Source organism: Sphingomonas sp. SphC10, assembly GCF_057004845.1.
Genome location: NZ_CM168044.1, coordinates 1,661,304 through 1,685,869, shown reverse-complemented (window position 1 = coordinate 1,685,869; position 24,566 = coordinate 1,661,304). Strand labels below are relative to the sequence as shown.

Annotated in this window: 31 protein-coding genes and 1 pseudogene; 12 read left to right on the top strand and 20 right to left on the bottom strand. The window is 65.5% G+C overall.

Features of this window, described 5'->3' with window-relative positions; all coding sequences use genetic code 11:
• Positions 1–195: 195 nt before the first annotated feature.
• Complete coding sequence (locus tag ACWKSV_RS07515) at positions 196–834, bottom strand: carbonic anhydrase (protein ID WP_076716826.1); 639 nt, start codon at positions 832–834, stop codon at positions 196–198.
• Positions 831–2,411, bottom strand: a complete 1,581-nt coding sequence (locus ACWKSV_RS07510; protein ID WP_076716824.1) for a SulP family inorganic anion transporter — start codon at positions 2,409–2,411, stop codon at positions 831–833. The genes ACWKSV_RS07515 and ACWKSV_RS07510 overlap by 4 nt, the downstream gene beginning before the upstream one ends.
• Positions 2,412–2,596: 185 nt before the next feature.
• Between ACWKSV_RS07510 and ACWKSV_RS07505 the strand changes: the two genes are divergently transcribed.
• Together ACWKSV_RS07505 and ACWKSV_RS07500 are read left to right on the top strand one after the other, a co-directional pair.
• On the top strand, positions 2,597–3,136 hold the full coding sequence (locus ACWKSV_RS07505) for a J domain-containing protein (RefSeq protein ID WP_056434533.1): 540 nt from the start codon (positions 2,597–2,599) through the stop codon (positions 3,134–3,136).
• Positions 3,133–3,426 carry a hypothetical protein gene (locus ACWKSV_RS07500; protein WP_076716822.1) on the top strand — a complete coding sequence of 98 codons (294 nt, stop codon included), beginning with the start codon at positions 3,133–3,135 and terminating at the stop codon, positions 3,424–3,426. Before ACWKSV_RS07505 ends, ACWKSV_RS07500 begins: the two co-directional genes overlap by 4 nt.
• Before the next feature lie 286 nt (positions 3,427–3,712).
• On the opposite strand, the gene ACWKSV_RS07495 is transcribed toward ACWKSV_RS07500, so the two are convergent.
• From ACWKSV_RS07495 to ACWKSV_RS07450, 10 genes are read right to left on the bottom strand one after another with little or no spacing between them, the layout of a single operon-like run.
• Positions 3,713–4,114 carry a SufE family protein gene (locus ACWKSV_RS07495; RefSeq protein WP_076716820.1) on the bottom strand — a complete coding sequence of 134 codons (402 nt, stop codon included), beginning with the start codon at positions 4,112–4,114 and terminating at the stop codon, positions 3,713–3,715.
• Between the two features lie 55 nt (positions 4,115–4,169).
• The gene (locus ACWKSV_RS07490; RefSeq protein WP_191864930.1) at positions 4,170–4,838 is read right to left on the bottom strand and encodes a hypothetical protein; all 669 of its coding nucleotides are present in this window, start codon (positions 4,836–4,838) and stop codon (positions 4,170–4,172) included.
• 2 nt (positions 4,839–4,840) lie between these two features.
• A complete protein-coding gene (locus ACWKSV_RS07485) occupies positions 4,841–5,080 on the bottom strand; it encodes a hypothetical protein (RefSeq protein WP_076716817.1) in 240 nt (79 codons plus the stop codon).
• Positions 5,081–5,112: 32 nt separating this feature from the next.
• Entirely contained in the window at positions 5,113–5,352 is a 240-nt protein-coding gene (locus ACWKSV_RS07480; protein WP_056434531.1) for a hypothetical protein, read from the bottom strand.
• A gap of 46 nt (positions 5,353–5,398) precedes the next feature.
• Positions 5,399–5,686: a hypothetical protein gene (locus tag ACWKSV_RS07475; protein ID WP_076716813.1), complete on the bottom strand. Its 288-nt coding sequence runs from the start codon at positions 5,684–5,686 to the stop codon at positions 5,399–5,401.
• Between the two features lie 12 nt (positions 5,687–5,698).
• A complete protein-coding gene (locus ACWKSV_RS07470; protein WP_076716812.1) occupies positions 5,699–5,995 on the bottom strand; it encodes a hypothetical protein in 297 nt (98 codons plus the stop codon).
• Between the two features lie 42 nt (positions 5,996–6,037).
• Positions 6,038–6,421 carry an envelope stress response membrane protein PspC gene (gene pspC, locus ACWKSV_RS07465; protein ID WP_056433939.1) on the bottom strand — a complete coding sequence of 128 codons (384 nt, stop codon included), beginning with the start codon at positions 6,419–6,421 and terminating at the stop codon, positions 6,038–6,040.
• 1 nt (position 6,422) lies between these two features.
• Complete coding sequence (gene pspB / locus ACWKSV_RS07460) at positions 6,423–6,713, bottom strand: envelope stress response membrane protein PspB (RefSeq protein WP_056433936.1); 291 nt, start codon at positions 6,711–6,713, stop codon at positions 6,423–6,425.
• Position 6,714: 1 nt separating this feature from the next.
• Positions 6,715–7,383 carry a phage shock protein PspA gene (gene pspA, locus ACWKSV_RS07455; RefSeq protein ID WP_056433933.1) on the bottom strand — a complete coding sequence of 223 codons (669 nt, stop codon included), beginning with the start codon at positions 7,381–7,383 and terminating at the stop codon, positions 6,715–6,717.
• Between the two features lie 31 nt (positions 7,384–7,414).
• Positions 7,415–7,561: a hypothetical protein gene (locus tag ACWKSV_RS07450; RefSeq protein ID WP_172839675.1), complete on the bottom strand. Its 147-nt coding sequence runs from the start codon at positions 7,559–7,561 to the stop codon at positions 7,415–7,417.
• Between the two features lie 176 nt (positions 7,562–7,737).
• On the opposite strand from ACWKSV_RS07450, the gene pspF reads away from it, so the two are divergent.
• Both pspF and ACWKSV_RS07440 read left to right on the top strand, forming a co-directional pair.
• Positions 7,738–8,784, top strand: a complete 1,047-nt coding sequence (gene pspF, locus ACWKSV_RS07445; protein ID WP_056433931.1) for a phage shock protein operon transcriptional activator — start codon at positions 7,738–7,740, stop codon at positions 8,782–8,784.
• 66 nt (positions 8,785–8,850) lie between these two features.
• On the top strand, positions 8,851–9,462 hold the full coding sequence (locus ACWKSV_RS07440; protein WP_056433929.1) for a superoxide dismutase: 612 nt from the start codon (positions 8,851–8,853) through the stop codon (positions 9,460–9,462).
• Between the two features lie 104 nt (positions 9,463–9,566).
• Here ACWKSV_RS07440 and ACWKSV_RS07435 read toward each other — a convergent pair whose 3' ends face one another.
• The 3 genes from ACWKSV_RS07435 to mtaB are packed head-to-tail and all read right to left on the bottom strand — an operon-like array spanning position 9,567 to position 12,354.
• Positions 9,567–10,181: a septation protein A gene (locus ACWKSV_RS07435; RefSeq protein ID WP_076716810.1), complete on the bottom strand. Its 615-nt coding sequence runs from the start codon at positions 10,179–10,181 to the stop codon at positions 9,567–9,569.
• Positions 10,178–11,113 (bottom strand): signal recognition particle-docking protein FtsY, encoded by a 936-nt coding sequence (ftsY, locus tag ACWKSV_RS07430; protein ID WP_056433924.1) that lies wholly within the window; start codon positions 11,111–11,113, stop codon positions 10,178–10,180. Before ftsY ends, ACWKSV_RS07435 begins: the two co-directional genes overlap by 4 nt.
• A complete protein-coding gene (gene mtaB / locus ACWKSV_RS07425; RefSeq protein ID WP_076716808.1) occupies positions 11,110–12,354 on the bottom strand; it encodes a tRNA (N(6)-L-threonylcarbamoyladenosine(37)-C(2))-methylthiotransferase MtaB in 1,245 nt (414 codons plus the stop codon). Before mtaB ends, ftsY begins: the two co-directional genes overlap by 4 nt.
• On the opposite strand from mtaB, the gene ACWKSV_RS07420 reads away from it, so the two are divergent.
• Positions 12,353–12,928, top strand: coding sequence for a DUF924 family protein (locus ACWKSV_RS07420; RefSeq protein ID WP_172839674.1), 576 nt, complete (start codon positions 12,353–12,355; stop codon positions 12,926–12,928). The two genes, mtaB and ACWKSV_RS07420, sit on opposite strands and share 2 nt — an antisense overlap.
• Here ACWKSV_RS07420 and ACWKSV_RS07415 read toward each other — a convergent pair.
• Positions 12,903–14,444: a putative bifunctional diguanylate cyclase/phosphodiesterase gene (locus ACWKSV_RS07415; RefSeq protein ID WP_076716805.1), complete on the bottom strand. Its 1,542-nt coding sequence runs from the start codon at positions 14,442–14,444 to the stop codon at positions 12,903–12,905. The two genes, ACWKSV_RS07420 and ACWKSV_RS07415, sit on opposite strands and share 26 nt — an antisense overlap.
• 253 nt (positions 14,445–14,697) lie before the next feature.
• On the opposite strand from ACWKSV_RS07415, the gene ffh reads away from it, so the two are divergent.
• The 3 genes from ffh (at position 14,698) to rimM (ending at position 17,379) form a co-directional block, all read left to right on the top strand.
• Positions 14,698–16,221 (top strand): signal recognition particle protein, encoded by a 1,524-nt coding sequence (gene ffh / locus ACWKSV_RS07410; RefSeq protein ID WP_076716804.1) that lies wholly within the window; start codon positions 14,698–14,700, stop codon positions 16,219–16,221.
• 58 nt (positions 16,222–16,279) lie between these two features.
• On the top strand, positions 16,280–16,666 hold the full coding sequence (gene rpsP, locus ACWKSV_RS07405; protein ID WP_076716802.1) for a 30S ribosomal protein S16: 387 nt from the start codon (positions 16,280–16,282) through the stop codon (positions 16,664–16,666).
• 152 nt (positions 16,667–16,818) lie between these two features.
• Positions 16,819–17,379, top strand: a complete 561-nt coding sequence (rimM, locus tag ACWKSV_RS07400) for a ribosome maturation factor RimM (protein ID WP_237243391.1) — start codon at positions 16,819–16,821, stop codon at positions 17,377–17,379.
• Here rimM and ACWKSV_RS07395 read toward each other — a convergent pair.
• Positions 17,369–18,277, bottom strand: coding sequence for an NAD(P)/FAD-dependent oxidoreductase (locus tag ACWKSV_RS07395; protein WP_076716800.1), 909 nt, complete (start codon positions 18,275–18,277; stop codon positions 17,369–17,371). The genes rimM and ACWKSV_RS07395 overlap by 11 nt on opposite strands.
• A gap of 86 nt (positions 18,278–18,363) precedes the next feature.
• On the opposite strand from ACWKSV_RS07395, the gene ACWKSV_RS07390 reads away from it, so the two are divergent.
• The 4 genes and pseudogenes from ACWKSV_RS07390 to rplS all read left to right on the top strand — a co-directional run bounded on the left by ACWKSV_RS07390 (position 18,364) and on the right by rplS (position 20,132).
• On the top strand, positions 18,364–18,636 hold the full coding sequence (locus ACWKSV_RS07390; protein WP_076716798.1) for an AbrB/MazE/SpoVT family DNA-binding domain-containing protein: 273 nt from the start codon (positions 18,364–18,366) through the stop codon (positions 18,634–18,636).
• Positions 18,629–19,012: a type II toxin-antitoxin system VapC family toxin gene (locus ACWKSV_RS07385; protein ID WP_076716797.1), complete on the top strand. Its 384-nt coding sequence runs from the start codon at positions 18,629–18,631 to the stop codon at positions 19,010–19,012. Before ACWKSV_RS07390 ends, ACWKSV_RS07385 begins: the two co-directional genes overlap by 8 nt.
• Positions 19,009–19,724, top strand: a pseudogene (gene trmD / locus ACWKSV_RS07380) (tRNA (guanosine(37)-N1)-methyltransferase TrmD); the annotation flags it as partial. The gene ACWKSV_RS07385 and the pseudogene trmD, both read left to right, overlap by 4 nt.
• Positions 19,725–19,739: 15 nt before the next feature.
• Complete coding sequence (gene rplS / locus ACWKSV_RS07375; RefSeq protein WP_042483560.1) at positions 19,740–20,132, top strand: 50S ribosomal protein L19; 393 nt, start codon at positions 19,740–19,742, stop codon at positions 20,130–20,132.
• Between the two features lie 213 nt (positions 20,133–20,345).
• On the opposite strand, the gene ACWKSV_RS07370 is transcribed toward rplS, so the two are convergent.
• The 3 genes from ACWKSV_RS07370 to rpoD all read right to left on the bottom strand — a co-directional run bounded on the left by ACWKSV_RS07370 (position 20,346) and on the right by rpoD (position 24,507).
• Positions 20,346–20,987 carry a peptidylprolyl isomerase gene (locus ACWKSV_RS07370; RefSeq protein ID WP_076718277.1) on the bottom strand — a complete coding sequence of 214 codons (642 nt, stop codon included), beginning with the start codon at positions 20,985–20,987 and terminating at the stop codon, positions 20,346–20,348.
• Between the two features lie 53 nt (positions 20,988–21,040).
• Positions 21,041–22,183, bottom strand: a complete 1,143-nt coding sequence (locus tag ACWKSV_RS07365) for a hypothetical protein (protein WP_076716795.1) — start codon at positions 22,181–22,183, stop codon at positions 21,041–21,043.
• A gap of 296 nt (positions 22,184–22,479) precedes the next feature.
• Positions 22,480–24,507 carry an RNA polymerase sigma factor RpoD gene (gene rpoD, locus ACWKSV_RS07360; protein ID WP_056433895.1) on the bottom strand — a complete coding sequence of 676 codons (2,028 nt, stop codon included), beginning with the start codon at positions 24,505–24,507 and terminating at the stop codon, positions 22,480–22,482.
• Positions 24,508–24,566: the final 59 nt, after the last annotated feature.

The following is a 24,566-nucleotide window of genomic DNA, read 5'->3' as shown; positions in this document are numbered from 1 at the left end:
TAGCGGAGCTTGCCAGCCCTGCTGGCTAGCGCAGCTTGGGTGAGGGGTCGAGCGAGCCTTCGGCTCGCGCGCTCTTCGAGCGCTCACCCCTCACCCAGCTCCGACTAAGCCTTTGCTCTCGCAAAGGCCAAGTCTGCGCAACCCTCTCCCCTCTGTGAGGGGCGAGGGGGCATCGAGATGAACATTGATTGGACCCTACACCAACACCTTGTCGGGCCGGGTCAGGCTGTCGAGATCGGTGTCCGCATCGATCTCCAGCAGGGTTTTGATATGCCCGTCGCGCATGTCATAGACCCAGCCGTGAAGCCATAGCTCGCGCTTCTCGGCAAACGCCTTCTGGATCGTGTCGAGCCGGGCGAGGTGGCGCAGCTGCTCCATCACGTTCACCTCGACCAGCCGGTTGACCTTCGACGCCTGATCCGGCTGGGCGTCGATCTCGTCCCGGTGGCGGTGCAGCACGTCGCGGGCATTGCCCAGCCACTGGTCGACCGGTCCCTGCGTGCCGCCCTCCAGCGTCGCCAGCACGCCGCCGCAGCCATGATGGCCGCACAGGATGACATGGCGGACCTTCAGCACGTCGACCGCATATTGCACGACCGACAACAGGTTCAGATCGTCGTCATGAACGAGATTGGCGATGTTGCGGTGCAGGAACATGCCGCCCGGCGGGGTCATGGTCATCTGCTCGGGCGTCACCCGGCTGTCGGAACAGCCGATCCACAGAAAGTCGGGCTTCTGACCCACCGTCTGCCGCTGAAAGAAGTCGGTCTTCTCCTCGAGGAGTTCGGTGGCCCATGCCTTATTGGCGAGCAGGAGCTGCTTATATTCCCTCATGCGTAGCGCACTCCCGTCGATGGGGCATTGATGAGCGGGGCAGTCCGCTCGGCGATGTCGCCGCGCACGATCACGCTGATGCCCCGGAAGTCGGCGCCCTTGATGAAGGCGTTGATGATGTCGACATTGTCCAGGTCGACATAGGAGGTCGAGGACAGGTCGATCAGCAGATTGGCACCGTCCGGCACCTTGGCGAGCGACTTCTGCAATTCGTACTTGTGGATGAAGTACAGGTTGCGCCGCGCCCGGATCAGGCAGTCGCCATCGTCATAGGCATAGGTCAGCGCGGGGCGGAAATTGCGCGCCACGACGAAGACGAAGCCGACGACCAGCCCGACCAGGATGCCGATCAGCAGGTCGGTGCGCAGGATCGCCAGGATGGTGACGATGAAGGGGATGAACTGGCTCCACCCCTGCTTGTACCGCTCGGTGAACAGCTTGGGCTTGCACAGCTTGTAGCCGGTGGCGATCAGCACGGCCGCCAGCGCGGCCAGCGGAATCTGGTTCAACACGACCGGGATCAGCGCGACCGAGATCAGCAGCCAGGTGGCATGCAGCATGGTCGACAGCTTGCTCTCCGCGCCCGCATCGACATTGGCCGAAGATCGCACGATCACCGAGGTGACGGGCAGGCCGCCGAGCAGGCCGGAGACGATATTGCCGCCACCCTGTGCCATCAGCTCCCAGTTCTTGTCGGTGGTGCGGCGGCGCGGATCGAGCTCGTCGACCGCCTTGACGCTCAGCAGCGATTCCAGGCTGGCGACGATGGCGAGTGTGATCGCGGTGGTCCATACCGCACCCATGCCGATCGCCGAGAAGTCGGGAAGCTGGAACTGGCCGAGGAACTGCGACGCGCTTCCCGCGACCGGCACGCGGACCAGATGCGCGCCCGCCAGCTGCCAGTCGGGCCGCGTCGCGCCCAGGATCATGTTGCCCACCACGCCGATGACGACGACGACCAGCGGCCCGGGCAGCAGCCGCAGCGGGCCCTGCTTGGGCTTGGCGTGATCCCACCAGAACAGGAAGGCCAGCGAAACCGCGCCGATCAGCACCGCGCCCGGCGCGATATCGTTGCTGACGCTGGTCCACAGGTCGGTGAAGGTGTTGCCGCCCGCCCGGCTGGCATATTCGAAGCTGCCCTCGAAATCGCCGTCATAGCCGATGGCATGGGGGATCTGCTTGAGGATCAGGATCAGGCCGATCGCTGCCAGCATGCCGGTGATGACCGAAGAAGGGACGAACTCGGCCAGCACGCCCGCGCGGGTGAAGGAGAAAGCCAGCTGGAGGATGCCCGCCAGCATCACGGCCAGCAGGAAGACCTGGAAACTGGGCAGCCGCTCGATCGCCTCGAACACGATGACGGTCAAACCGGCGGCGGGGCCCGCGACCGACAAGGGCGATTTGGAGAGGAAGCCGACGACCAGACCGCCCGCGATCCCCGCGATCATGCCCGCAAAGGGCGGGGCGCCCGACGCGACCGCGACACCGAGGCAGAGGGGCAGGGCGACCAGCGCCACCACGATGGAGGCCGGTATGTCCGCTCTTGCGGTGGCCAGGAAGGAACGACTTTGGGCCACGCTGGCTCCTGTCAAAACTAGGCGTCCGCATATGCCCGGTACGGACATGAATATATGATGACGGATAATTCATGACCGAGGGAACCATTGTCGGTCAAGCGATTCAGCGGGCATTTGAAGGCTCTGTCCCGCAAAGCGCGGCGCGGACGCTTGCACCGGCGCGCAAGTCGCTTAAATCGGCCGGCGTGGCGCGTTCTTCTACCCGATCCAACGACTGGGGCTTCCCCCGCTGGCGCAGCTATGGCGCGTCGCGGGAGGCCAAGCCGGTGCGTATCTGTGACCGGCATGGTTGCGACCAACCGGGCAATTGCCCGGCCCCCAAATCCCCCAACAGCCCCGACCGCTGGTATTTCTGCGAGGCGCATGCCGCCGAGTATAATCGCGGCTGGGACTATTTTCAGGGCCTGAGCGCCGAGGAAGCCGCCGCGCGCGAAGCCTCGGAACGGCAGACGAGCGCAGGCTATGCCCAGTCCAAGCACCAGGCCTGGGCCGGGCCGGGCGACGGCAGCCGATCGCGCGACGAGATGCGCGCGCTGGATGCGCTGGGGCTGGAGCCGGATGCCGAGTTCGACCTGATCCGCGCGACCTGGCGTGGCCTTGCCAAGGCGAACCATCCCGATATCCGCCCCAACGATCCGGAAGCGGCGACCAAGTTCCAGCAGGTGCAGGCAGCCTATGAAGTCCTGCGCGCCGCCGAGGAACGCCGCAGCTGGAAGCCCGAATGATCCGTCGCGCCAAGGCGAACTGGGAAGCGACGGTTCTGGTTTGCGGCAAATGCTCGAAAAAGGTCGGCGGCGGGTTCGGGCCGAAAGGCAAGACGTCGCTGGCGAAGGCCCTCAAGCGGATTTTCGGCAAGGGGCGCAAGGCGTCGGTCGGGGTGGTCGAGACCAAGTGCCTGGGCCTGTGTCCGAAGAACGCGGTGACGCTGGTGGATGGGCGTCGGCCGGGGGAATGGCTGGTGGTGACGCCGGACGAGGATGTCGAGGTGATCGCGGCGCGGTTGGGGCGGGAATGACTTTTTGGGGGGTGGCGGTCTCAGTGAGACCCCTTGGCCCTCCCCCATCCCAGTTTCAGGTAAACGATGCCCCGCATCGTTTAGGTCATGCCGGGGGCATGACCGACCTGAAACTCGCCTGCGGGAGGGGAGCGGCTAGAGGCGCGGGCAATTCTCTTTGTCGACCGTCAGGGATGGGGCAGACGTTTTTGAAGTAGGTTCGGGCCAGCCAAGAAGCACGCCCCCCCCCCGCAAGCGGGAGGGGATGGGGGAGGGCAAGGGGTTCACCGAGCCCGCACCCAGAACCTCAATACCGCCCCGCCGTCTCCCGGATCAGCGCGATCATGTTCGGAATCCCCTGCGTCCGGTTCGAGCTCAACTGGTTCCGCAAATCGAACGGCGCCAACTCGCCCTCGATATCGGTCGCCAGGATTTCCGCAGGCGTCTTGTCCTGCACCGTCTTCAACACCAAGGCGATGATCCCCTTGGTGATCGCCGCGTTCGAATCCGCCAGAAAGTGCAGCCCTTCCGCATCACCCTTGGTCGGATAGACCCAGACCGAGGCCGAGCATCCCCGCACCAGCGTCGCATCGGTCTTCAACGCCTCGGGCATCGGCTCCAGCGCGCGGCCGAGATCGATCAGCAGGCGATAGCGATCGTCGGCGTCGAGAAACTCATATTCGTCGCGGATTTCGGCAAGATCGGACATGGCGCTCGCGCTACCGCGAACGGCGCGTCACGACAACTGTTCAGTCCCTGCGTGCTTAGTCCCGGAGCAGGGCGTCCACCGATCCGCCGTTGCGCGCCAGTTCGGCCGCCACGCGGCGACGCCCCTCATAATAGGTCAGCACCCGCGCATGCGGATCGCGCGCGCGGATCAGCGCCTCGTCCTGCGGGTGGACGCTGGTTTCCCGGGCGACATAATCCGGATAGCCTTCGCGCTTCCAGGCGGGAAGGCGAAGGGCTGCCCATTCGCCGATATGGTCAGCGATCAGCCGGTGAGTCATTTCGTGCGCGATGGCGCCCGACAGGGTGCGCACGCCGCCCAGCGGCGCGCCGTTCGTCACCCGGTCCGCCGCCACCGAATGGCGGTTGAAGATCAGCGCATGGGCGAAGGGCCGCCGGAACGCGATCGCCCCCCGTGCTCCGATCGACAATATGTCCCAGCGCCAGCCCCCATCGGTCAGCACCAGCTGGCGCGACAGCCCAGGCCGATAGAGCGGGCTTGCCGCCAGCAACCCGTCGGCACGGGCGAGCACCTGTCCCATCGCGGCCGTATCGATCGGCTGTTCGGACAGGACCGTCGTCCGCCCGAAATCGGCGCGATAGGGAAAGGCGAGCGCGGCGGGGACATGGAGCACCCCGGCGACGACGACCGCGCCGCCACAGGCGATCCGGGTCGTCCATCGGCGAAGGGCCGCAAAACGCGTCATGGTCAGAGATCGACCCCGGCGGCGATGGCTTCGAGCTTGCGGATACGCTCCTTCAGGTCCGCCATCTCGATCCGCGACGCGGCGGAGGCGGCGGGCGGGTAGGGCATTTCGTGGCTGCGTTCGAACTCGCGGTTCTTCAGCTGCAACCAGCCGCGCCAGCCAGCCAGGCCTGCGGTGACGATCATCGCCAGGCCCGCCAGGCCGGCCGTCGCGATCACGATGTAGAGATTGGTGTCGGTCATGATCCGGGCTCCCTGTCCGTATCAATGGTGGCTTAACGGTCGCGCAGCCGCTCGATCTCGCGGTCGAGATCGATGCTCTTGCGTTCGTCGGTGATGACGCGTTCCAGGACCTGGATACGCTCCTTGAGCTGCTGCACCTCGGCACGCAGCGCCTGGGTGTCGCGCGAGGCGTCGCCGCGCAGATGCTCGACCATGTCGAGGCCGGGCGAACGGCGATGCTTGGCCTTGAAGATGCTGGCGACCATGACGATCGCAACGATCAGAACGGTCATGAACTGTCCGCCGGACATAGCGGTAACTCCCCTCTAGATACTTATGTCAGTGTTCGATGCGGACGGGCGTTTCGCCGGGTATGCGCAGGCCGTCGATCTCGTCGCTCAGGGCCAGGCCGCGATCGGTGATGATCCGCTCCAGCACCCGGACCCGCTGTTCGAGCCGTTCGGTCTGGGCGGCATATTGCGCCGCCTTTTCCGCGACCATCGAGGCTTCGGTGGCCAGCTGCTTTTCGCGATACTTGAACCAGGGCCGGACAAAGACGCCGCCGATGATGGCGACCAGGCCGCAGCTGATGCCCATGATGGGGATCAGAAGAGCGATGTTGTTCATCAATCCCCTCCCTCAGCGATCGCGCAGCGCGTCGATTTCGCGCGCGGTCCGCTCGGCGGGGTCGGTGGCGATGCGCTCCAGCACCGCGATCCGCTCTTCCAGTCGAGAGACCTGGCCGACCAGCTTCTGGTTCTCGACGGTCAGCAGTTCGACCTTGCGGCTCTCTCCAAGGTCGCCCTTGTGAGTCATGCCGCCCCATTCATTTTCCAGGCTATAGCCGTGCTTCGCACGGATCCAGGTGGTGACCACCCATGCGATCATCGAGATCGAGATGATCGCCAAGACGAAACCGGGTCCTCCCGAAGACATAATCCATACTCCCATAGGATAGTTGATATGTGGCCCCGGCGATCAGCGCAGGCTGTCGATCTCGTCGGCCAGCTGGCGGTTGCGGCTGGTATAGTGCAGCTCGATATCGGCAAGGCGACGGTCGAGATCGCGGAACTTCGAGCGGACCTCGGCGGTCGAGCGGCGCGGATTGCTGCGCACGCCCTGCCAGAACTTCGCATCCTCGTCCGACTGGTAGAGGCCGATCGGCTTGGCCGTCGCCATCCAGGCGATCAGCATATAGGCGAGCGGGACCCAAGGCATGCCGACCCCGGTCAGGGTGAGCAGCACCGCGGCGACGCGGACCCACATCACATCGACGCCGGTATAGTCGGCGATGCCCGAGCAGACGCCCTTGAACTTGGCATTCTGCTTGTCGAGGTAGAAATTGGTGCGGCTGGCGGTCATCTCAATTCCTCCGATCGAGGCTGTAGTCGGTCTGGCCCAGGCGCGGTTCGGGGCGCCATTCGGACTGAAGACCGGGTTTGAAGTTGGGATTGTCGGCGGCGACGATCCGTTCGACGGTGTTCACCCGGTCCTCCAGGCGGCGCGCGAGCAGGTGAAGCTCGTCGAGCAGCTGCTCGTCCTCATGGGTGATCTTGGGCGCCTGCTTCCACTTCGTCATATAGTGCAGGATCAGCCAGGGCAGCGCGATGAAGATCGTGGTGATCGCGATGCCGGGGGTGATGATATCCTCCATCTCACTCCCCCTTGTTCAGGCGCGCCTTGAGCGCGGCGAGTTCGGCGTCGACCCGGTCCGAGGCGCGCAATTCGGCGATCTCGTCCTCGAGCGTCTTGGGGTTCGCGCCCAGGCCCAGCGCTTCCGCGCGGCCCTCGGCCTCGTCCACCTTGCGCTCCAGCATGTCGAAGCGGCTGAACGCGTCGTGCGTCTTCGGGCCGTTCCACATCTCGCGCAGGCGATAGCGGTTGTTGGCGCTTTCCAGACGGGTCTGGACCGCATTCTGCTTGGTCCGCGCCTCGCGCAGCTTGTTCTGCAGCTTGGCGATGTCCTCTTCCGACGCGCGCAGCGCATCGTCGAGCACCTGGACTTCGGCCTTCAGCTGGTCGGCCATGTCGGCGGCCTTCTGACGCTCGATCAGCGCGGCCTTGGCCAGGTCCTCGCGATCCTTCGACAGCGCCAGCTCGGCCTTTTCGGTCCAGCTGTCCTGAAGCTGGTCCAGCTTCATGATGTGGCGGCGGATTTCCTTCTGGTCGGCGATCGTGCGGGCGGCGGAGGCGCGCACCTCGACAAGCGTTTCCTCCATTTCGAGGATGATCATCCGGATCATCTTCGCGGGGTCTTCCGCCTTGTCCAGCAGGTCGGCGAAATTGGCGGCGACGATATCGCGGGTGCGGGAGAAAATGCCCATCGGATACTCCTTGATGGCGGCTATTCGGGGATTATGCGGTCGGTGCCTCGATCGCCGCAACCGGGGGCGTGCTGGTGGCGACATGCGCGGGGGCGAGGGCGCCCATCAGGCAGGTGGCGCTCATCACGACGGTGCAGGCGATGGCGGCGATCTGGCGGCTGAAGGTGGTGGCGAACATGGTGGAAACTCCCTGAATTCTTTTGTTTCGGTCCGCTCGTCGGCGGGATGCCAGATGCTTTGCAGGAGGCGTGCCAGTTTCAAAAATGGCGGAAATCCAGGGGTTTTTGCAATAGTTGCGGAGAAACAACGATTGCACTCTTGCCAAGCGTTGGGAAAATCCGCCACCTGTTGGGAATGGAGCGAACGAGTCAGGTCATCGGCCAATCGGGGGCCTTTCTGGACGCGCTGGAACGGGCCAGCCGCGCCGCCGCGCTCGACCGTCCCGTGCTGGTCATCGGCGAGCGCGGGACCGGCAAGGAACTGGTCGCCGAGCGCCTCCACCGGCTGAGCGGACGCTGGGACCAGCCTTTGGTCATCATGAACTGCGCCGCGCTTCCCGAGACACTGATCGAGGCCGAGCTGTTCGGCCATGAGGCGGGCGCCTTCACCGGCGCGACCAAGGCGCGGGCGGGGCGGTTCGAGGAGGCGAGCGGCGGCACGCTGTTCCTGGACGAACTGGGCACGTTGTCGATGGCGGCGCAGGACCGGCTGCTGCGCGCGGTGGAATATGGCGAGGTGACGCGGATCGGATCGTCACGGCCCCTGCGGGTCGATGTGCGCATCGTGGCGGCGACCAACGAGCATTTGCCCGACAAGGTCGCCGCGCATCAGTTTCGCGCCGATCTGCTCGACCGGCTGTGCTTCGAGGTGGTCACGCTGCCGCCGCTTCGCGCGCGCAAGAGCGATATCATGGTGCTGGCCAATCATTTCGGGCGGCGCATGGCGGCCGAGATCGGCTGGAACGAGTGGCCCGGCTTCGGGGCGGCGGCGACCGATGCGCTGATGGAGCATCGCTGGCCCGGCAATGTCCGCGAACTGCGCAACGTCGTCGAGCGTGCCGTCTATCGCTGGGACCGCGAGGGACCGGTCGATGCGATCGAGATCGATCCGTTCCGCTCGCCCTATCGCCCGCAGGGCCAGTCGCCTGCCGCCGCGCGGAGCGAGCAGGGGAATGCGCCCGCCTCCGCCGAGCCGGTGAGCGACGGCGACGAGGTGGCGGCCTGCGACGTCGGCCCATCCGACTTCAAGTCGCGCGTCGCCCGGTTCGAGCGGGAATTGCTGACCAAGGCGCTGGCCGACAATCGCTTCAACCAGCGGACCACGGCCGAGGCGCTGGGCCTGTCCTATGATCAGCTTCGTCATGCGCTTCGTCGTCACGATCTGATCGGAACGGTTGCGTAACCGCGTTCGGGGAGCCATTTGAGGCGCCCGGCGTTGCCACAGGCAAACCCCAAAGGAGCAATCACGATGGCTTTCGAACTGCCGCCCCTTCCGTACGACTATGACACGCTGGAGCCGGTCATCTCCAAGGAGACGATGACCTTCCACCATGACAAGCATCATGCCGCCTACACCAACAAGCTGAACGAGGCGGTGGCAGCCGACACGTCGCTTCAGGGCAAGTCGATCGAGGACATCCTGGCGAACATCTCGTCGGCCCCGGCCGCCGTCCGCAACAATGGCGGCGGTTTCTGGAACCATGACTTCTTCTGGAAGATCATGACCAAGCCCGGCACGACCCAGCCTTCGGGCAAGCTGGCCGAGGCGATCGAGGCGTTCGGCGGTCTCGACAAGTTGAAGGACGAGTTCAACACCAAGGGCGCTGGCCAGTTCGGTTCGGGCTGGGCCTGGGTGATCGCGGATGCCGAGGGCAAGCTGAAGGTCACCTCGACCCCGAACCAGGACAACCCGCTGATGGACGTCGTCGCCGACAAGGGCACGCCGATCCTGGGTAACGACGTGTGGGAGCACGCCTATTACCTGACGTACATGAACGACCGTCCGGGCTATCTGAAGGCCTGGTGGGACGTCGTGAACTGGGACGAGGCCGGTCGCCGGTACGAGGCGGCGGTCGCGTGATTCCTACGCCGATCCGTTTCGGATAAGGGAAAGGGCGGCTCCACTGGAGCCGCCCTTTTCTTATTCCTAGTCCTCCCCTGCAAGGGGAGGGGGGGAATTGGGGTTCACTCCACCGGTGGTTCGTCGACCTTCGCGCCTTCGGCATTCAACCCATGCCGTAACAGCATCGGGATATTTGCGATCGCAAAGGCGATGGTCAGCGGCATCGCGCCCCACAGCTTGAAGCCGACCCAGAAATCCCAGGTCGAATTGCGCCACACCGCTTCGTTCAGCACCGCCATGAAGGCGAAGAAACAGGCCCAGTTGCGCGTCAGCTTGCGCCAGCCCAACTCGGTCAGCCCCGGATAGACATTGCCCAGCACCATCTGGATCAGGGGCCGCCCGGTCGCCAGCCCGAAGAACAGCAGCGCGGAGAACATCGCATAGACGATGGTCGGCTTCATCTTGATGAAGCGCTCGTCGTGGAAATACAGGGTCAGACCGCCGAACACGACGACCAGCACGCCCGACAGCCACAGCATCGGGGAGATGCGGCCGAGCTTCACCTTGCTGACGATCATCGCCACCACGGTCGCGGCCATGAAGACACCGGTTGCGACCAGCACGCGGGTCAGCGGGCCGATCGGCGCCAGGAAATTGACCGCAAAGAACAAGATCAGCGGACCGTACTCGATGCCCGCCTTCAGTCCGGCACTCGCTTCCTTTTGGGGCACGCTCATTTGCGGCCCCCCTCGATGCCCGCAATGATCCGGCTGACTTCATTGGCGTCGAAGGGGCGCAGGTCGGTCATGCCCTCGCCGACGCCGATGGCGTGGATGGGCAGGCCGTATTTCTCCGCCGCCGCGACCAGCACGCCGCCGCGCGCGGTGCCGTCCAGCTTGGTCATGACCAGGCCGGTGACGCCCGCCACGTCCTTGAACACCTCGATCTGGTTCAGCGCGTTCTGGCCGGTGGTGGCGTCCAGCACCAGCAATATGTCATGCGGCGCCTCGGGGTTCAGGCGGCCGAGCACGCGGCGGATCTTGGACAGCTCGTCCATCAGCTCGCGCTTGTTCTGGAGGCGCCCGGCGGTGTCGACGATCAGCACGTCGATGCCGGTGGCGGTCGCCTGCTTCACCGCCTCATAGACGATGCCCGCGGCGTCGCCGCCTTCCTTGCCCGAGACGATCGGTACGCCGACCCGCTCGGCCCAGGTGGCGAGCTGACCGATGGCGGCGGCGCGGAAGGTGTCGCCCGCCGCCAGCATCACGCCGTAATCCTGCTCCATGAACAGATGCGCCAGCTTGGCGATGGTCGTCGTCTTGCCCGACCCGTTGACACCGATCACCAGGATCACCTGCGGCCGGGGAAAGGCGTCGATCTCCAGCGGGGTGGCGACCTTGGCCAGTGCCTTCTCGACTTCCTCGGCGACGACCAGGCGGATGCCGAGATCCTCCATGTTCCGCTCGAAGCTGCCCTCGGCCAGGCGGGTGCGGATATGACCCGCCGTTTCGGGGCCGAGGTCGGAGGCGATCAGCGCTTCCTCGATCTCGTCCAGCGTGCCCTCGTCGAGCCGCGCGGTGCCCAGGCCCGCCAGATTGCCGACCAGCCGGTCCGAGGTGCGACGGAAACCGCCGAGCAGCTTGTCGTGCCAGGAGGAGGAAGAACTCATGCCAATTGTCCGATCAGATGGGTTTCGGTCGCCGCCGTGACCCGAACGCGGGCGATGCTGCCCGGTTCGGCGGCGGGGGAAAAATGAATGTCGGCGAAGTCGGGCGCGTGGCCGCGCGTGCCCGGCCGCTCGACCAGCACGTCGCGGGTCGCACCGATCTGCGTGGCCAGCCAGTCGCGGCGGCGACGCGCGGCGGCATCGCGCAGGCGGGCGGCGCGTTCGCGACGGAGCGGGTGCGGCACCTGCGGCATCCGGGCGGCGGGCGTGCCGTCGCGCGCCGAAAAGGGAAAGATATGGGCGTGGACGATATGGGCGTCGTCGATCAGCGCCAGCGTGTCCGCCGCCATCGCCTCATCCTCGGTCGGGAAGCCCGCGATCAGGTCCGCACCGATCGCGATCTCGGGCCGCGCGGTCAGCAGCCGCTCGACGATGGCGACCGATTGCGCGCGGCTGTGGCGGCGCTTCATCCGCTTGAGGATCAGGTCGTTGCCCGCCTGGAGCGACAGATGCAGATGCGGCATTACCCGCGCCTCGCCCGTCACCAGCTCGAACAAACGATCGTCGATCTCGATCGAGTCGAGCGATGACAGCCGCAGCCGGGGGAGGGTAGGGACATGGGTCAGGATACGCTCGACCAGCAGACCCAAACTCGGCTGGCCCGGCAGGTCATGGCCATAGCTGGTCAGGTCGACGCCGGTGAGTACGACCTCCCGATGCCCCAGTTCGACCGCGCGCGCGATGCGATCGATCACCAGTCCGGCGGGCACCGAACGGCTGGGGCCGCGCCCGGTCGGGATGATGCAGAAGGTGCAAGCGTGGTCGCAGCCATTCTGGACCTCGACGAACGCCCGTGCATGGCCCGCAAAGGCCGACACCAGATGCGGCGCGGTCTCGACCACGCGCGACATATCGGTGACCAGCATCGGCTCGGCCGAGGCCCAGCTTTCGGGGCGCAGCTTGTCGGTATTGCCCAGCACGCGCGCGACCTCGGGCATGGCGGCGAAGCTGGCCGGATCGATCTGCGCGGCGCATCCCGTCACGACGATCTGCGCATCGGGCCGCGCCTTGGCCGCGCGGCGGATGGCGACGCGGGTCTGCTTGACCGCCTCGTTGGTCACGGCGCAGCTATTGACGACGACCAAGTCCTCCCGCCCGGCGGCCAGCGCGCGGATCGTTTCGCTCTCGGCGATGTTGAGGCGACAGCCCAGACTGATGATCTCGGGCCCGGATGGGGACGACATGGCTGCTGATCTAGGGATGGATGAACGACGTGTCCACGCGGAGGCGCGGGACATAATCGACTTCTGGTTCGCCCTGCCACCCGAAAAGCATTTTGCCAAGGATGATGCGCTCGACCTGGTGATCGCCGAGCGGTTCGGTGTGCTGCGCGATCAGGTGCTGGCGACCGAGGCGATCGGCTGGCGGGACGATCCCGACACGCTGCTGGCGGCTATCCTGCTGCTCGACCAGTTTTCGCGCAACCTGCACCGGGGATCGGCGCAGGCCTATGCCGCCGACCCGCTGGCGCTGGAACTGTGCCTGGGCGCGATCGATGCGGGATGGGAGGATCGCTATCCGCCCGAACGGCTGGCCTTTGTCTATATGCCGCTGATGCATGCCGAGTCCCGTGCGATGCAGGATCTGAGCGTCGCGAAGTTCACCGAACTGGGACGTGCGGAGAACCTCTCCTTCGCCCGCGATCACCGCGACGTCATCCGGCTTTACGGGCGTTATCCCAGTCGCAATGCGGCGCTGGGTCGGGCCTCCACCGAGGCGGAACGCGACTATCTCAGCCAGCCAGACGCGGGATGGTGAATGAGGAGGGCGAGATGCCCGCGAGCAGCCGCTTTTCCGCCAGCATCTGACGCACCTGCGCCAGATCGAGCGGCGGACCATAGAGCGAGCCCTGCCCGTGCGAGCAGCCGATGTCGCGCAGCCGCATCTCGATATCCAGGTCGCGCACGCCCTTGGCGGCGATCGGCAGGTGCAGGCTGTCGCCCAGATGGACGATCGCGGTGACGATGGCGCAGCAATCCGGGTCGGCCGCCATGTTGCGGATGAAGTTCGGATCGATCCGTACCCGGTCGAAGGGCAGGGCGCGCAAATGCGCCAGGCTGGAATAACCGCGCCCGAACGCATCGAGCGCCAGGGCGATGCCCTGGTTCTTCAGACTGATGACGATCGACTGCGCCAGCGCCAGATTGGCGAACAGCGCATTTTCGGTAATCTCGATCTCCAGCCGGTGTGCGGGGAAACCGCACTCGGTCAGCGTCTTGATGACCTTCTGCGCCAGCCAGGCATCCTGGAATTGCGAAGCGGCGAGCGGGATCGACAGGGTGATCGACGGGTCCCAGTCCCGCGCGGCGGCCATCGCCTGCCGCATCAGCGACAAGGAAACCTCGCCCGACAGGCCGCAGGCTTCGGCGACGGGCATGAAGCGTTCGGCGGTCATCGGGCCCAGGCTGGGATGATCCCAATAACCCGACACCTCGAACCCGGTCAGGCGCGCGGTGCCCAGATCGACCTGCGCCTCGAACCGGGGCTGGATATCGCCATTCGCCAGGGCAGCGCGCAAGTCGGTGATGATGGCGTTACGCTCTGCCATCGCCTCTTCCATCGCGGGGGCGAACCAGAGCGGCTTGCCGTCGCTGCGCGCCTTGGCGGCGATCAGCGCCAGATCGGCCTGGCGGACCAGCCGGTCGACCGTCGCGGCCCCGTCGTCGATGCGGGTCAGCGCAATGGCGGCGCGCGGCGTCAGTTCCTGATCGACCAGCTTCACCGGCTGGCCGAGTCGCACCGCCAGCCGTTCGGCCAGCCGTTCGATCCGGTCGCGGCCACGCGGGTCGAAGGGGATGAGGCAGCCGAAGCAATCGCTCTCGAACCGTGCGACGATCGCCTCGGACGGCGCTTCGTCGCGGATGGTCTTGGCGACATGGCGGAGCAGCAGGTCACCCGCTTCATGGCCCAGCGACCCGGCTATGGCGCGGAAACGATCGATATCGACGAGCATCAGCGCAATGCCGCGCTGGCGGCGCTGCACATTCTCGATCATCGCCTGCCCGACATCGTGGAAATAGCGGCGATTCGTCAGCCCGGTCAGCGGGTCGATCTGCTCGACATCAGGCGAGCGGGCCGAAGACGCGGGAAGGCGCCAATGGACGAGGACGGCGGCAACAGCCGTCGCGGACAGCAAAAGTTTCGCTGGAAGGGTCAGGCCCAGCTGGATCAGGACGATCGCCGCCGCCAGCAACGCGATGCCAATCGCCACCGCCGCGCCCGTAAGGCCCGCAGAAGCAGGGATATTGGCAACAGGCTGGCGCGACCCGGACATGGCATAGCGGTCGCATGTCAGGAGTGTACAATAGGTTAACGCGTGTGCCGGATCGGGGCTGGTTGCGTTCGACTTGCACCCGTCGTCATTTTCTCATAAGAGCGCACCCAAGTTCCGTTTCGGAATGTGAAGGTGAAGCGCCCAAGGGTGCACGCTGGCCGGCGAGGTTTCGCCCGCCGGCGCTTTTGCGTTTGGCGGTGCGACACGGGTTTTTGGGCCGGACTCTCCGGCTCGGGTTTGACGAGGTGAGGCGATGTTCGACAGCTTGAGCGATCGGCTTGGCGGCGTATTCGACCGCCTTCGCGGCCGTGGCGCGCTGACCGAGGCGGATGTCCGCACCGCGATGCGCGAAGTGCGCGTGGCATTGCTGGAAGCCGACGTGGCGCTGCCCGTTGCGCGCGACTTCGTCGATAAGGTCACTGAACAGGCGATCGGCCAGAACGTCCTTCGTTCGATCACGCCGGGCCAGCAGGTCGTCAAGATCGTCCATGACGCGCTGGTCGCGATGCTGGGCGCCGATGCCAGTGAGCTGCTGCTCGACGTCACGCCGCCCGCCGTCGTGATGATGGTCGGTCTCCAGGGCTCGGGTAAGACCACGACCACCGCCAAGATCGCCCGCCGCCTGTCGAGCGGGGCGATGGGCCGCGATCGCAAGAAGGTGCTGATGGCGTCGCTCGACGTCAATCGCCCCGCCGCGCAGGAGCAGCTGGCGACGCTCGGCACACAGGTCGAGGTGTCGACCCTGCCGATCATCGCGGGTCAGCAGCCGGTCGAGATCGCACGCCGCGCGCTCCAGGCCGCCAAGCTGCAGGGCTATGACGTCCTGATGCTCGACACCGCCGGTCGTCTGCACGTCGACCAGGCGCTGATGGACGAGATGAAGGCGGTGGCGGAGATCGCCCAGCCGCAGGAAATCCTGCTCGTCGTCGACTCGCTGACCGGTCAGGACGCGGTGAACGTCGCGACCAGCTTCTCGGAGCAGGTGCCGCTGACCGGCGTGGTGCTGACCCGTATGGACGGCGACGCACGCGGTGGTGCGGCGCTATCGATGCGCGCGGTCACCGGCAAGCCCATCAAGTTCGCCGGTGTCGGCGAAAAGATGGACGCGCTGGAGGCCTTCCATCCGGAGCGTGTCGCGGGCCGCATCCTCGGCATGGGCGACGTCGTGTCGCTGGTCGAGCGCGCCGCCGAGACGATCCAGCAGGAAGATGCCGAGCGCATGGCCATGAAAATGGCCAAGGGTCAGTTCGATCTGAACGACCTGCGCGGCCAGCTGGCTCAGATGCGCCGCATGGGCGGGCTGGGTGCGCTGGCGGGCATGATGCCGGGCATGAAGAAGGCGCAGAACGCGCTCAACGATGCCGGTGGCGACAAGATCCTGCTCCGCATGGACGCGATCATCACGTCGATGACGGTCAAGGAGCGGGCCAAGCCCGAGCTGGTCAACGCCAAGCGCAAGATCCGCATCGCCAAGGGTTCCGGCACCACGGTGCAGGACGTGAACAAGCTCCTGAAGATGCATCAGGAAATGGCCACGGCGATGAAGAAGATCAAGAAGATGGGCGGCATCAAGGGCATGATGGCCATGCTCGGCAAGGGCGGCCTTGGCGGCCTGGGCAATGCACTGGGCGGTCCGCAGATGGGCGAGATGCTCAACAAGGCAGGTGGCGGTAGCGGCCTGCCGGGCATCGGGGGCATGGGTGCGGGCGGCGGCAAGCTGCCCGAGGGCATGCCGAAACTGCCCCCCGGCTTCGAAAATCTTCTGAAGAAGAAATAACCCCCGCGCCGGACGGAATGGCCGGTAATTTTGAACGTTTAACTCCAAGGACTATATAATGGCTCTCAGCATTCGTCTGTCGCGTGGTGGCTCCAAGAAGCGCCCTTACTACCGCATCGTGGTGGCCGACGCCCGTGCGCCGCGCGACGGCAAGTTCATCGAGAAGATCGGCAACTACAACCCGCTCCTCGCCAAGGACAACGACCAGCGCGTGCAGCTCGACGCCGAGCGCGCGAAGCACTGGCTCGCCAATGGCGCGCAGCCGACCGACCGCGTCGCCCGCTTCCTGGACGCCGCCGGCGTTCGTGAGCGCGCCGCTCGCAACAACCCGAACAAGGCGAAGCCGGGCGAAAAGGCCACCGAGCGCGCCGAAGAGCGTGCCGAGAAGCTGAAGGCTGCCCAGGAAGACGCCAACGCTCCGGCCGAAGAGACCGCCGAGGCCTAATGGCTTTCGGCTTTGCGCTGCCTCGGTCGATCGCGATCGGGGCAGGGCAAGGCACCGGATACGGGGTCATGCGTTTCCAAAGCCAATGGCTTCAGGAGATATGCGCATGACCCCGCCGACCGAACCCGATCCCCGGACCGCACCCGACGACCATGACGACGCGACCAACCAAGGCGTCTCCGCGCCAGACCCCGCCGAAGGCGGAGACGACGCCCCCAACGGGGACGGCAACTCGCCCAACGGGTGAGCCGCACGTCACGCTGGCCGTCATCATCGGCGCGCACGGCATTACGGGCGAGGTTCGGCTCAAGGTCTTTGCCAACGACCTGTCGGACTATCGCTCGTTCAATGACGGCGCGCTGACGTTGAAGTCGGCGCGTGACGGTTCGAACGGCGTCATCGCACGCTTTGCCGAGGTCACCGACCGCAACGCCGCCGAGGCGCTTCGCGGCACGGAACTGACGGTACCGCGCTCCGCCCTGCCTCCGCTGGAAGAGGGCGAATATTATCATGCCGACATTATCGGACTGCCCGCGATCGCCAGCGATGGCGAGGAACTGGGCCATGTCGCGCTGATCGAGAATTTCGGCGCGGGCGATGTTCTCGAGATCGAACGTCCCGATGGCCGCCGGTTCATGGTGCCGATGAACGCGCAGGCCGTGCCCGAATGGGATCAGGACCGCCTGATCGTGGAACGCGCCTTCATCGCCTGATCGGCGATTGCTCGTTCAGCAGGTTGCGGATCGTCGTGGCCGCGACCCCGGCCTCGCCCATGGCGTGGCTGATCTGATCCAGCCCCTTCACCACATCCCCTGCCGCGAACAGGCCGGGGACCGACGTCCGTTGATGGTCGTCGACCTCCAGGCATCCGCTCGGGTCCGCCTTCGCGCCTGCCGATACCGCCAGTTCCGACCGGATACGCGAGCCCATCGCCGGATAGACGCTGTCGAAGCGCATCCGCCCGTTCGCCGTGTCGAGCGCGATTTGCTCGCCCTCGATCGCCCAGCCGCCGCAGGGGCCGTCCACGCGTGCCACACCAGCTTCGTCCAGCGCTTTGGCACATGCCGGGTCGAGGTCATGCGCGGCATCGGGCGCGATCAGCGTTACGTCTTTGGTAAAGCCGCGCAGGAACAGCGCCTCGCGCATGCCATGGTCGCTGGTGCCGATGACGCCGATCCGCTTGTCGGTGACCTCATAGCCGTCACAGACCGGGCAATAGCGGATCAGCCCACGCTCCAACGCAGGGTCGTGCACCTCGGGCAGGAGCTTGCGGGGGCGGTGATTGACCACGCCCGTGGCGAGCAGGACGGTTCGGGTGCGATACTCGGCCTTATCGGTGACGACGCGGAAGTGATCATTTTCGGGGTGGATGGCCATGACCCGGTGCGGCGTGCAATGCGCGCCGTAACGACGCGCCTGATCGTGCATACGTGACAACAGGGCCTTGCCGCTGATCCCTTCCGGGAAACCGGCATGATTGTGCGTGCAGGGAATCATCGCGGCCCGGCTCGATCCGCTGTCGAACATATGGATGCGCAGGTGATAGCGCGCCAGATAGATCGCGGCCGTCAGCCCGGCGGGGCCCGCCCCAATGATGATGCAATCGTCCATGGCGGGGGCAAAGCCTCAATCGGCGCAACGTTCCTTGGCGTCGCGCAGCGCATCATGTATATACGCGATGTATATACGGAGGCTTTATGGGCAAGGATTATCAGGCGAAGGTCTTCCGCTCGGGCAATTCGCTCGCACTGCGCTTGCCTGCTGCGCTGGGGCTGACAGAGGGGACGGAGATGACGCTACGCGAAGAGCAGGGGCGTTACGTGTTCGAGCCCGTTCAGACGCCGCCCAAGACGATCGATCTGACCGGCATCGCAGGCTCTATGCCGTGGCTGAAGCCGATCGAACGGGAAGACTTCGAAATGGAGCCGCGCGCGCTGGATTGGGACGGAAAGCTGCTCGGTCGTGATTGAGCCCCGCTATCTGCTCGATTCCAATATTTGCATCTATGTCCTTCGCGACGCGAGCGGTCGCGCGGCGCGGCGGCTGGCGACGTGCGAGCCGGGCGCCGCAGTGGCTTCCGCGATCACCTATGCCGAGATCATGCGAGGACTGGAGCACCACGGTGCAGAGGCCGTGGCGGCTTTTGATCATTTTTTCGATCGGGTGCCAATATTGCCGTTCGACCGACGCGCAGCATCGGCCTATGCGAAAATTCCATTCCGGCGGGGGCGGTTCGATCGCTTGATCGGGGCCCATGCCCTGGCGACGGGCCTCACGCTGGTCACCAATAACGAAGCCGACTTCGCCGACATCCCCGGCCTGACTATCGAGAACTGGACGCTGTGACCTTTCGCGCGACGATATTGACGCTCTATCCCGAGATGTTTCCCGGCCCGCTGGGCCATTCGCTGGCGGGGCGGGCGCTGCGCGAGGATCGCTGGGGGCTGGAGACGGTCCAGATCCGGGACTTCGCGACCGACAAGCATCGCTCGGTCGACGATACCCCGGCGGGCGGCGGCGCGGGCATGGTGTTGCGCGCCGATGTGCTGGCGGCGGCGGTGGATTCGGTGGCGGACGACCGGCCCGTGCTGGCGATGACGCCGCGCGGGCGTCCGCTCACCCAGCCGCGTGTCCGCGAAATCGCGGCGGGGCCGGGCGTCACCATATTGTGCGGCCGTTTCGAGGGGTTCGACGAACGCCTGTTCGAGGCTCGGGGCATCGAACAGGTGTCGATCGGCGACTATATCCTGTCGGGCGGCGAGATGGGGGCGCTGGTGCTGCTCGACGCTTGCGTTCGGCTGCTTCCCGGCGTAATGGGCGCGGCTTCCAGTGGAGTCGAGGAAAGCTTCGAAAGCGTCCTCCTCGAATATCCGCAATATACCCGACCTGCTGAGTGGGAAGGGCGCACGATCCCTGAAGTGCTGCGATCGGGGGATCATGCGAAAATCGCAAAATGGCGTCATGCCAGGGCTTGCGAGGATACACGGTCAAGGCGGCCGGACCTTTGGGAACGTCATGAGGGCGTTCGGGTCGGTCGCCCTCTGGCGCGCGGCGACGATTGAGGAATAGTGTCATGAACGTGATCCAGCAGATCGAAGCTGAGCAGATCGCCAAGTTCAACGAGACGAAGAAGATCCCGGAATTCCGCCCCGGCGACACGCTGAAGGTCGGTGTGAAGGTCGTCGAAGGCGAGCGCACCCGCGTCCAGTTCTATGAGGGCGTCTGCATCGCCCGCTCGAACAAGGGCATGGGCTCGTCGTTCACGGTCCGCAAGATCTCCTTCGGTGAGGGCGTGGAGCGCGTCTTCCCGCTCTACTCGCCGAACGTCGACTCGATCGAAGTGGTTCGTCGCGGCGCCGTGCGTCGTGCGAAGCTCTATTACCTGCGTGGTCGCACCGGCAAGTCGGCGCGTATCGCCGAGCGTCGCGATCCGCGTCCGGCCAAGGGCACCGCAGCCGCCGAGTAATCGGCGCGACGGACCGTCCAGCGGTTCGACAGGGAAGGGGCGGTGGCACCAAGCGGTGCCGCCGCCCTTTTTCTATGCATTACCCCAATCTCCGTTCAGCCTGAGCGAAGTCGAAGGCCACGCCCCAGCAGTAGCCGCGAGCGGGCCGGACGCTAATTGGATAGGTCATCCCTTGACCTTCGACTCCGCTCAGGCCGAACGGAGGATGGGACGTTATCCCCCGAAATTGTACAGCCACATCTTGGGCTCCTTGGTCGGCTGCGGCTTGCCGTCCAGTCGCTTGGCGTTGATCAGGGTGACGGGTTTGAAGATCATCTGCCCCTTCATCGCGTCCTGCCCACCGCCCGAGGGCTTGGCGAGGATCTTCTTCACCGTGTCCATCCCCGCGACCACGCGTCCGAACGCGGCATAGCCGTCATAGCCCGGTCGCGCGTCCATGCCGGGCGTCGGCCCGACGGTGATGAAGAAATTGCCGCCCGCCGAGGACGGCGTCGTCCCCCGCGCCATCGAGATCGTGGCGTCGAGATGCTTGATCCCGGTCTGGCTCGTCTTCTCCAGCGGGAAGGGGGGCAGGATGCGCCGCGCATCGGTGCGGATGCCGCCCTGTACAAAGCCCTTTTTCGGGTCGCGCTTGTCCCGTGCCGCGCGGTAGAAGCTGGTGCCGTCGAACCGGCCGTCATCGACATAGGCGAGGAAGTTCCTGCTCGTGGCAGGCGCATGGCGCGTGTCGAGCGCGACGACGATCGGCCCTTCCGACGTGTTGAGCTGCACCCGGATGGTGCCGGGGCGGGGGACATTCTGGTTGGCGGGGGCGGCTGCGATCAGCAGGGCGAGAAACGGCAACGCATACTTCATGGCGCCCATCCTAGCGACTGCCACGGCCGATGTCATTTGCCCGAAGCCCTGCATCACGGCGCTGGCGACATCGCCCCCCAGCCGTTCAGCGCAGGCACCAGGTCGTCCGGCAAGGCCCTCAGCCGTGCGGTGAGGATCGAGGCAAGGAGCGGATGGCCGCGAACCTCGTCCATGAAGCGTGCATCATACCCCCGGCGCCGGAATGCGGGTTGCAGCTCCACCAGCGCCTCTCCGCCATAAGGATCGTCGCGCAGCATCTCGGCATAGCTTTGTGCGGTGAGGGCGACGTCGCGCGTGCAAAGCCCCAGTTGCTTTCGCAGCTTGACGGTCGGATCGATCCGGACACGCCGGTCCTGTGGCTCGGTGATCGGATAGAGCGGGGCGGCGGCAGCCTTGGCCTCTGCCGTCCGGCCGAGTTGCTGAAGCGCACAGGCGCGTATCCAGGCGAACTGGCGGTCGCTGCCCCTGATCCGAACGTCACCCGAGAAAATGCCGCCGGGGGCCTGGAAGCGCGCCTCGACCGCATCGATCGCGGTCAGCGCCTCGGCGGGGCGGTGCAGGTCGAGCAGTACCGATGCCCGGCTGACCTCGAGGTTGAGCTTCACACGGTCGTTCCCCAATGGCGGGATAGCGGCTTCCAGAACGTCCAGCGTGCCCTGGCTGTCGCCGCGAACGTCCCGGGCCTTGGCCAGCCATTGCGACATCGCCGCCCAATGGATCGACCAGAACGAGTTGCCCTGTTGTGGTTCGGCAATGCGGGCGTCTTCCATTAACCGGGTCGCCTCCGCGACCTGTCCTGCCGCCAGCAGGGCATCGGCCAATTGGAAAGTCGGACGAAGACGCGGGCGGACGACCGAGGCAATGGCGCTATCCGCCTGTTTGGTACGCCCCTTTGCGAAGACGGCCCTCGCATCCGCAACCAGGGCCTCGCGCAAGCCGGTAAGCGAGGGGCCTGCCCATGTCAGCAGCTGTGGCCAGATGGCGGCGAGACGACGGTCGGCCAGCACGGCAAGGGCGTCGTCGATAGTATCGATATCGACCACGCTTTCGCCATTGGATGCGCGGATCGTCACCGTCGCATGGGTCGGCGATAGCGGGCGGAATGTCGCCTCGCCGGCAAAGGCCTGCGCAGTTGGCGCGATCGGCGCAGGGCTTTGCACGACCGCCGCCGCGGACAGAAAAAATGCGATCATCATGGCCCATATCCCCCTGGTCGGAGGATGGCCCGATCGCCGCCGGCAGCGCAACCCCGGCTGACGTGCGATCCCTTAGAGCAGGATGACATTATATGGAGTCGACGTGATCCCCTCCCCTTCAGGGGAGGGGTTGGGGTGGGGCCTTTCCACGAACGCCGCGCTTGCGGAAGCGCCCCACCCCCGGCCCCTCCCCTGAAGGGGAGGGGTGGGTCCTTTTCGGGTCATGAGAATCCAAAAGCAAAAGGGCCGCCGATCCTGCGACCGGCGACCCCTTTGGTGATCCTCGCGACCCGACCTTACTGGTCGAGGAAGCTGCGCATCTTGCGGCTGCGGCTGGGATGCTTCAGCTTGCGGAGCGCCTTCGCCTCGATCTGGCGAATGCGTTCGCGCGTGACCGAGAACTGCTGGCCGACCTCTTCCAGCGTGTGATCGGTGTTCATGCCGATGCCGAAGCGCATGCGCAGCACGCGCTCTTCGCGCGGGGTCAGCGAGGCGAGGACGCGGGTGACCGTTTCCTTGAGGTTCGCCTGGATCGCCGCGTCCACCGGGATGACCGCGTTCTTGTCCTCGATGAAGTCGCCGAGGTGCGAATCCTCCTCGTCGCCGATCGGCGTTTCAAGGCTGATCGGCTCCTTGGCGATCTTCATCACCTTGCGCACCTTCTCCAGCGGCATGGAGAGGCGCTCGGCCATCTCTTCCGGGGTCGGCTCGCGGCCCTGCTCGTGCAGGAACTGGCGGCTGGTACGGACCAGCTTGTTGATCGTCTCGATCATATGGACCGGGATACGGATGGTCCGCGCCTGGTCGGCGATCGAGCGGGTGATCGCCTGACGGATCCACCAGGTCGCATAGGTCGAGAATTTGTAACCACGGCGATATTCGAACTTATCGACCGCCTTCATCAGGCCGATATTGCCCTCCTGGATAAGGTCCAGGAATTGCAGGCCGCGATTGGTGTATTTCTTGGCGATGGAGATGACGAGGCGCAGATTGGCCTCGACCATTTCCTTCTTGGCGATACGCGCCTCGCGCTCGCCCTTCTGCACCATGTTCACGATGCGGCGGAATTCGGTCAGCGCCATGCCGGTCTGCTGCGAAATGTCGGCGATCTCGCTGCGGATGCGGTCGACGGTGGCGGCTTCGTTGGTGGCGAAGTTGCCCCACTTCTTGTCGACGCCGCGCACGGTATCGAGCCAATTCTCGTCCAGCTCGTGACCCAGATAGCGGTCGAGGAAATCCTTGCGGTTGACCTTGTGCCGTTCGGCCAGACGCAGCATCTGGCCGCCCAGCGCGGTCAGGCGGCGGTTATAGGCGTAGAGCTGGTCGACCAGGAATTCGATCTTGGCGTTGTGGAACTGGACGCTCTCGACCTCGGCGGTCAATTCTTCGCGCAGCTTGTGGTACTTGCGCTCCTCCGCCGACGACAGCTCGCCGCCCAGCGCCATGGACTCCAGGCGCTGCTGCTGGATCTTCGAGAATTTCTTGTAGATCGCGGTGATGTTGGCGAACTTCTCCAGCGCCTGCGGCTTGAGCGTTTCCTCCATCTGCGCGAGGGACAGGGTGTTGTCCTCTTCCTCGTCCTCGGCGCGGGGCCCGCGACGTTCGCCGCCCTCGCCATCCTCGTCATCGACCGAGGGTTCCTCGGGCTCTTCTTCTTCCTTGAACTGGGGACCGGCGTTCTTGGCGCTGATCTCGCCATTGTCGTCCTCGTCCTCCTCGCCCAGATTTTCCGGGCCGGCGTCCTTGGACAGCATGGCGTCGAGGTCGAGGATCTCGCGCAGCTGCATCGTGCCTTCGTTCAGCGCGGTCGACCAGTCGATGATCGCGTTGAAGGTGATCGGGCTTTCGCACAGCCCCAGGATCATCGTGTCGCGACCCGCCTCGATCCGCTTGGCGATGGCGATCTCGCCCTCGCGGCTCAGCAGTTCGACCGCGCCCATCTCGCGCAGGTACATGCGGACCGGATCGTCGGTGCGATCGACGGTTTCCTTCTTCTTCGCCTCGGGCTGCGGGCCGCCATCGGATTCGGCGTCCGTGGTCTCGGCGTCGTCGGCCTCTTCCTCGGACTCGCCGTCCTCGCCCTGTTCCTCATTCTCGACGATATTGACGCCCATCTCGTTCAGGGCGGCCATGATATCCTCGAGCTGATCGGAGGACATCTGGTCCTGCGGCAGCGCTTCGTTCAGCTGGTCGTACGTGATGTAGCCGCGCTTCTTGGCGCGCGCGATCAGCTTCTTGATCGACGCCTCGTTCAGGTCGATCAGCGGCGCATCGCCCGTTTCCGTGGTATCGGTCGTATCCGCCGCCATATTCGCCTTCGCCATCAAATGCCCTCAGGGTTCCGTGCCCGGCCTCTGTCACACCGCTCGCAGGTGATGCAAGC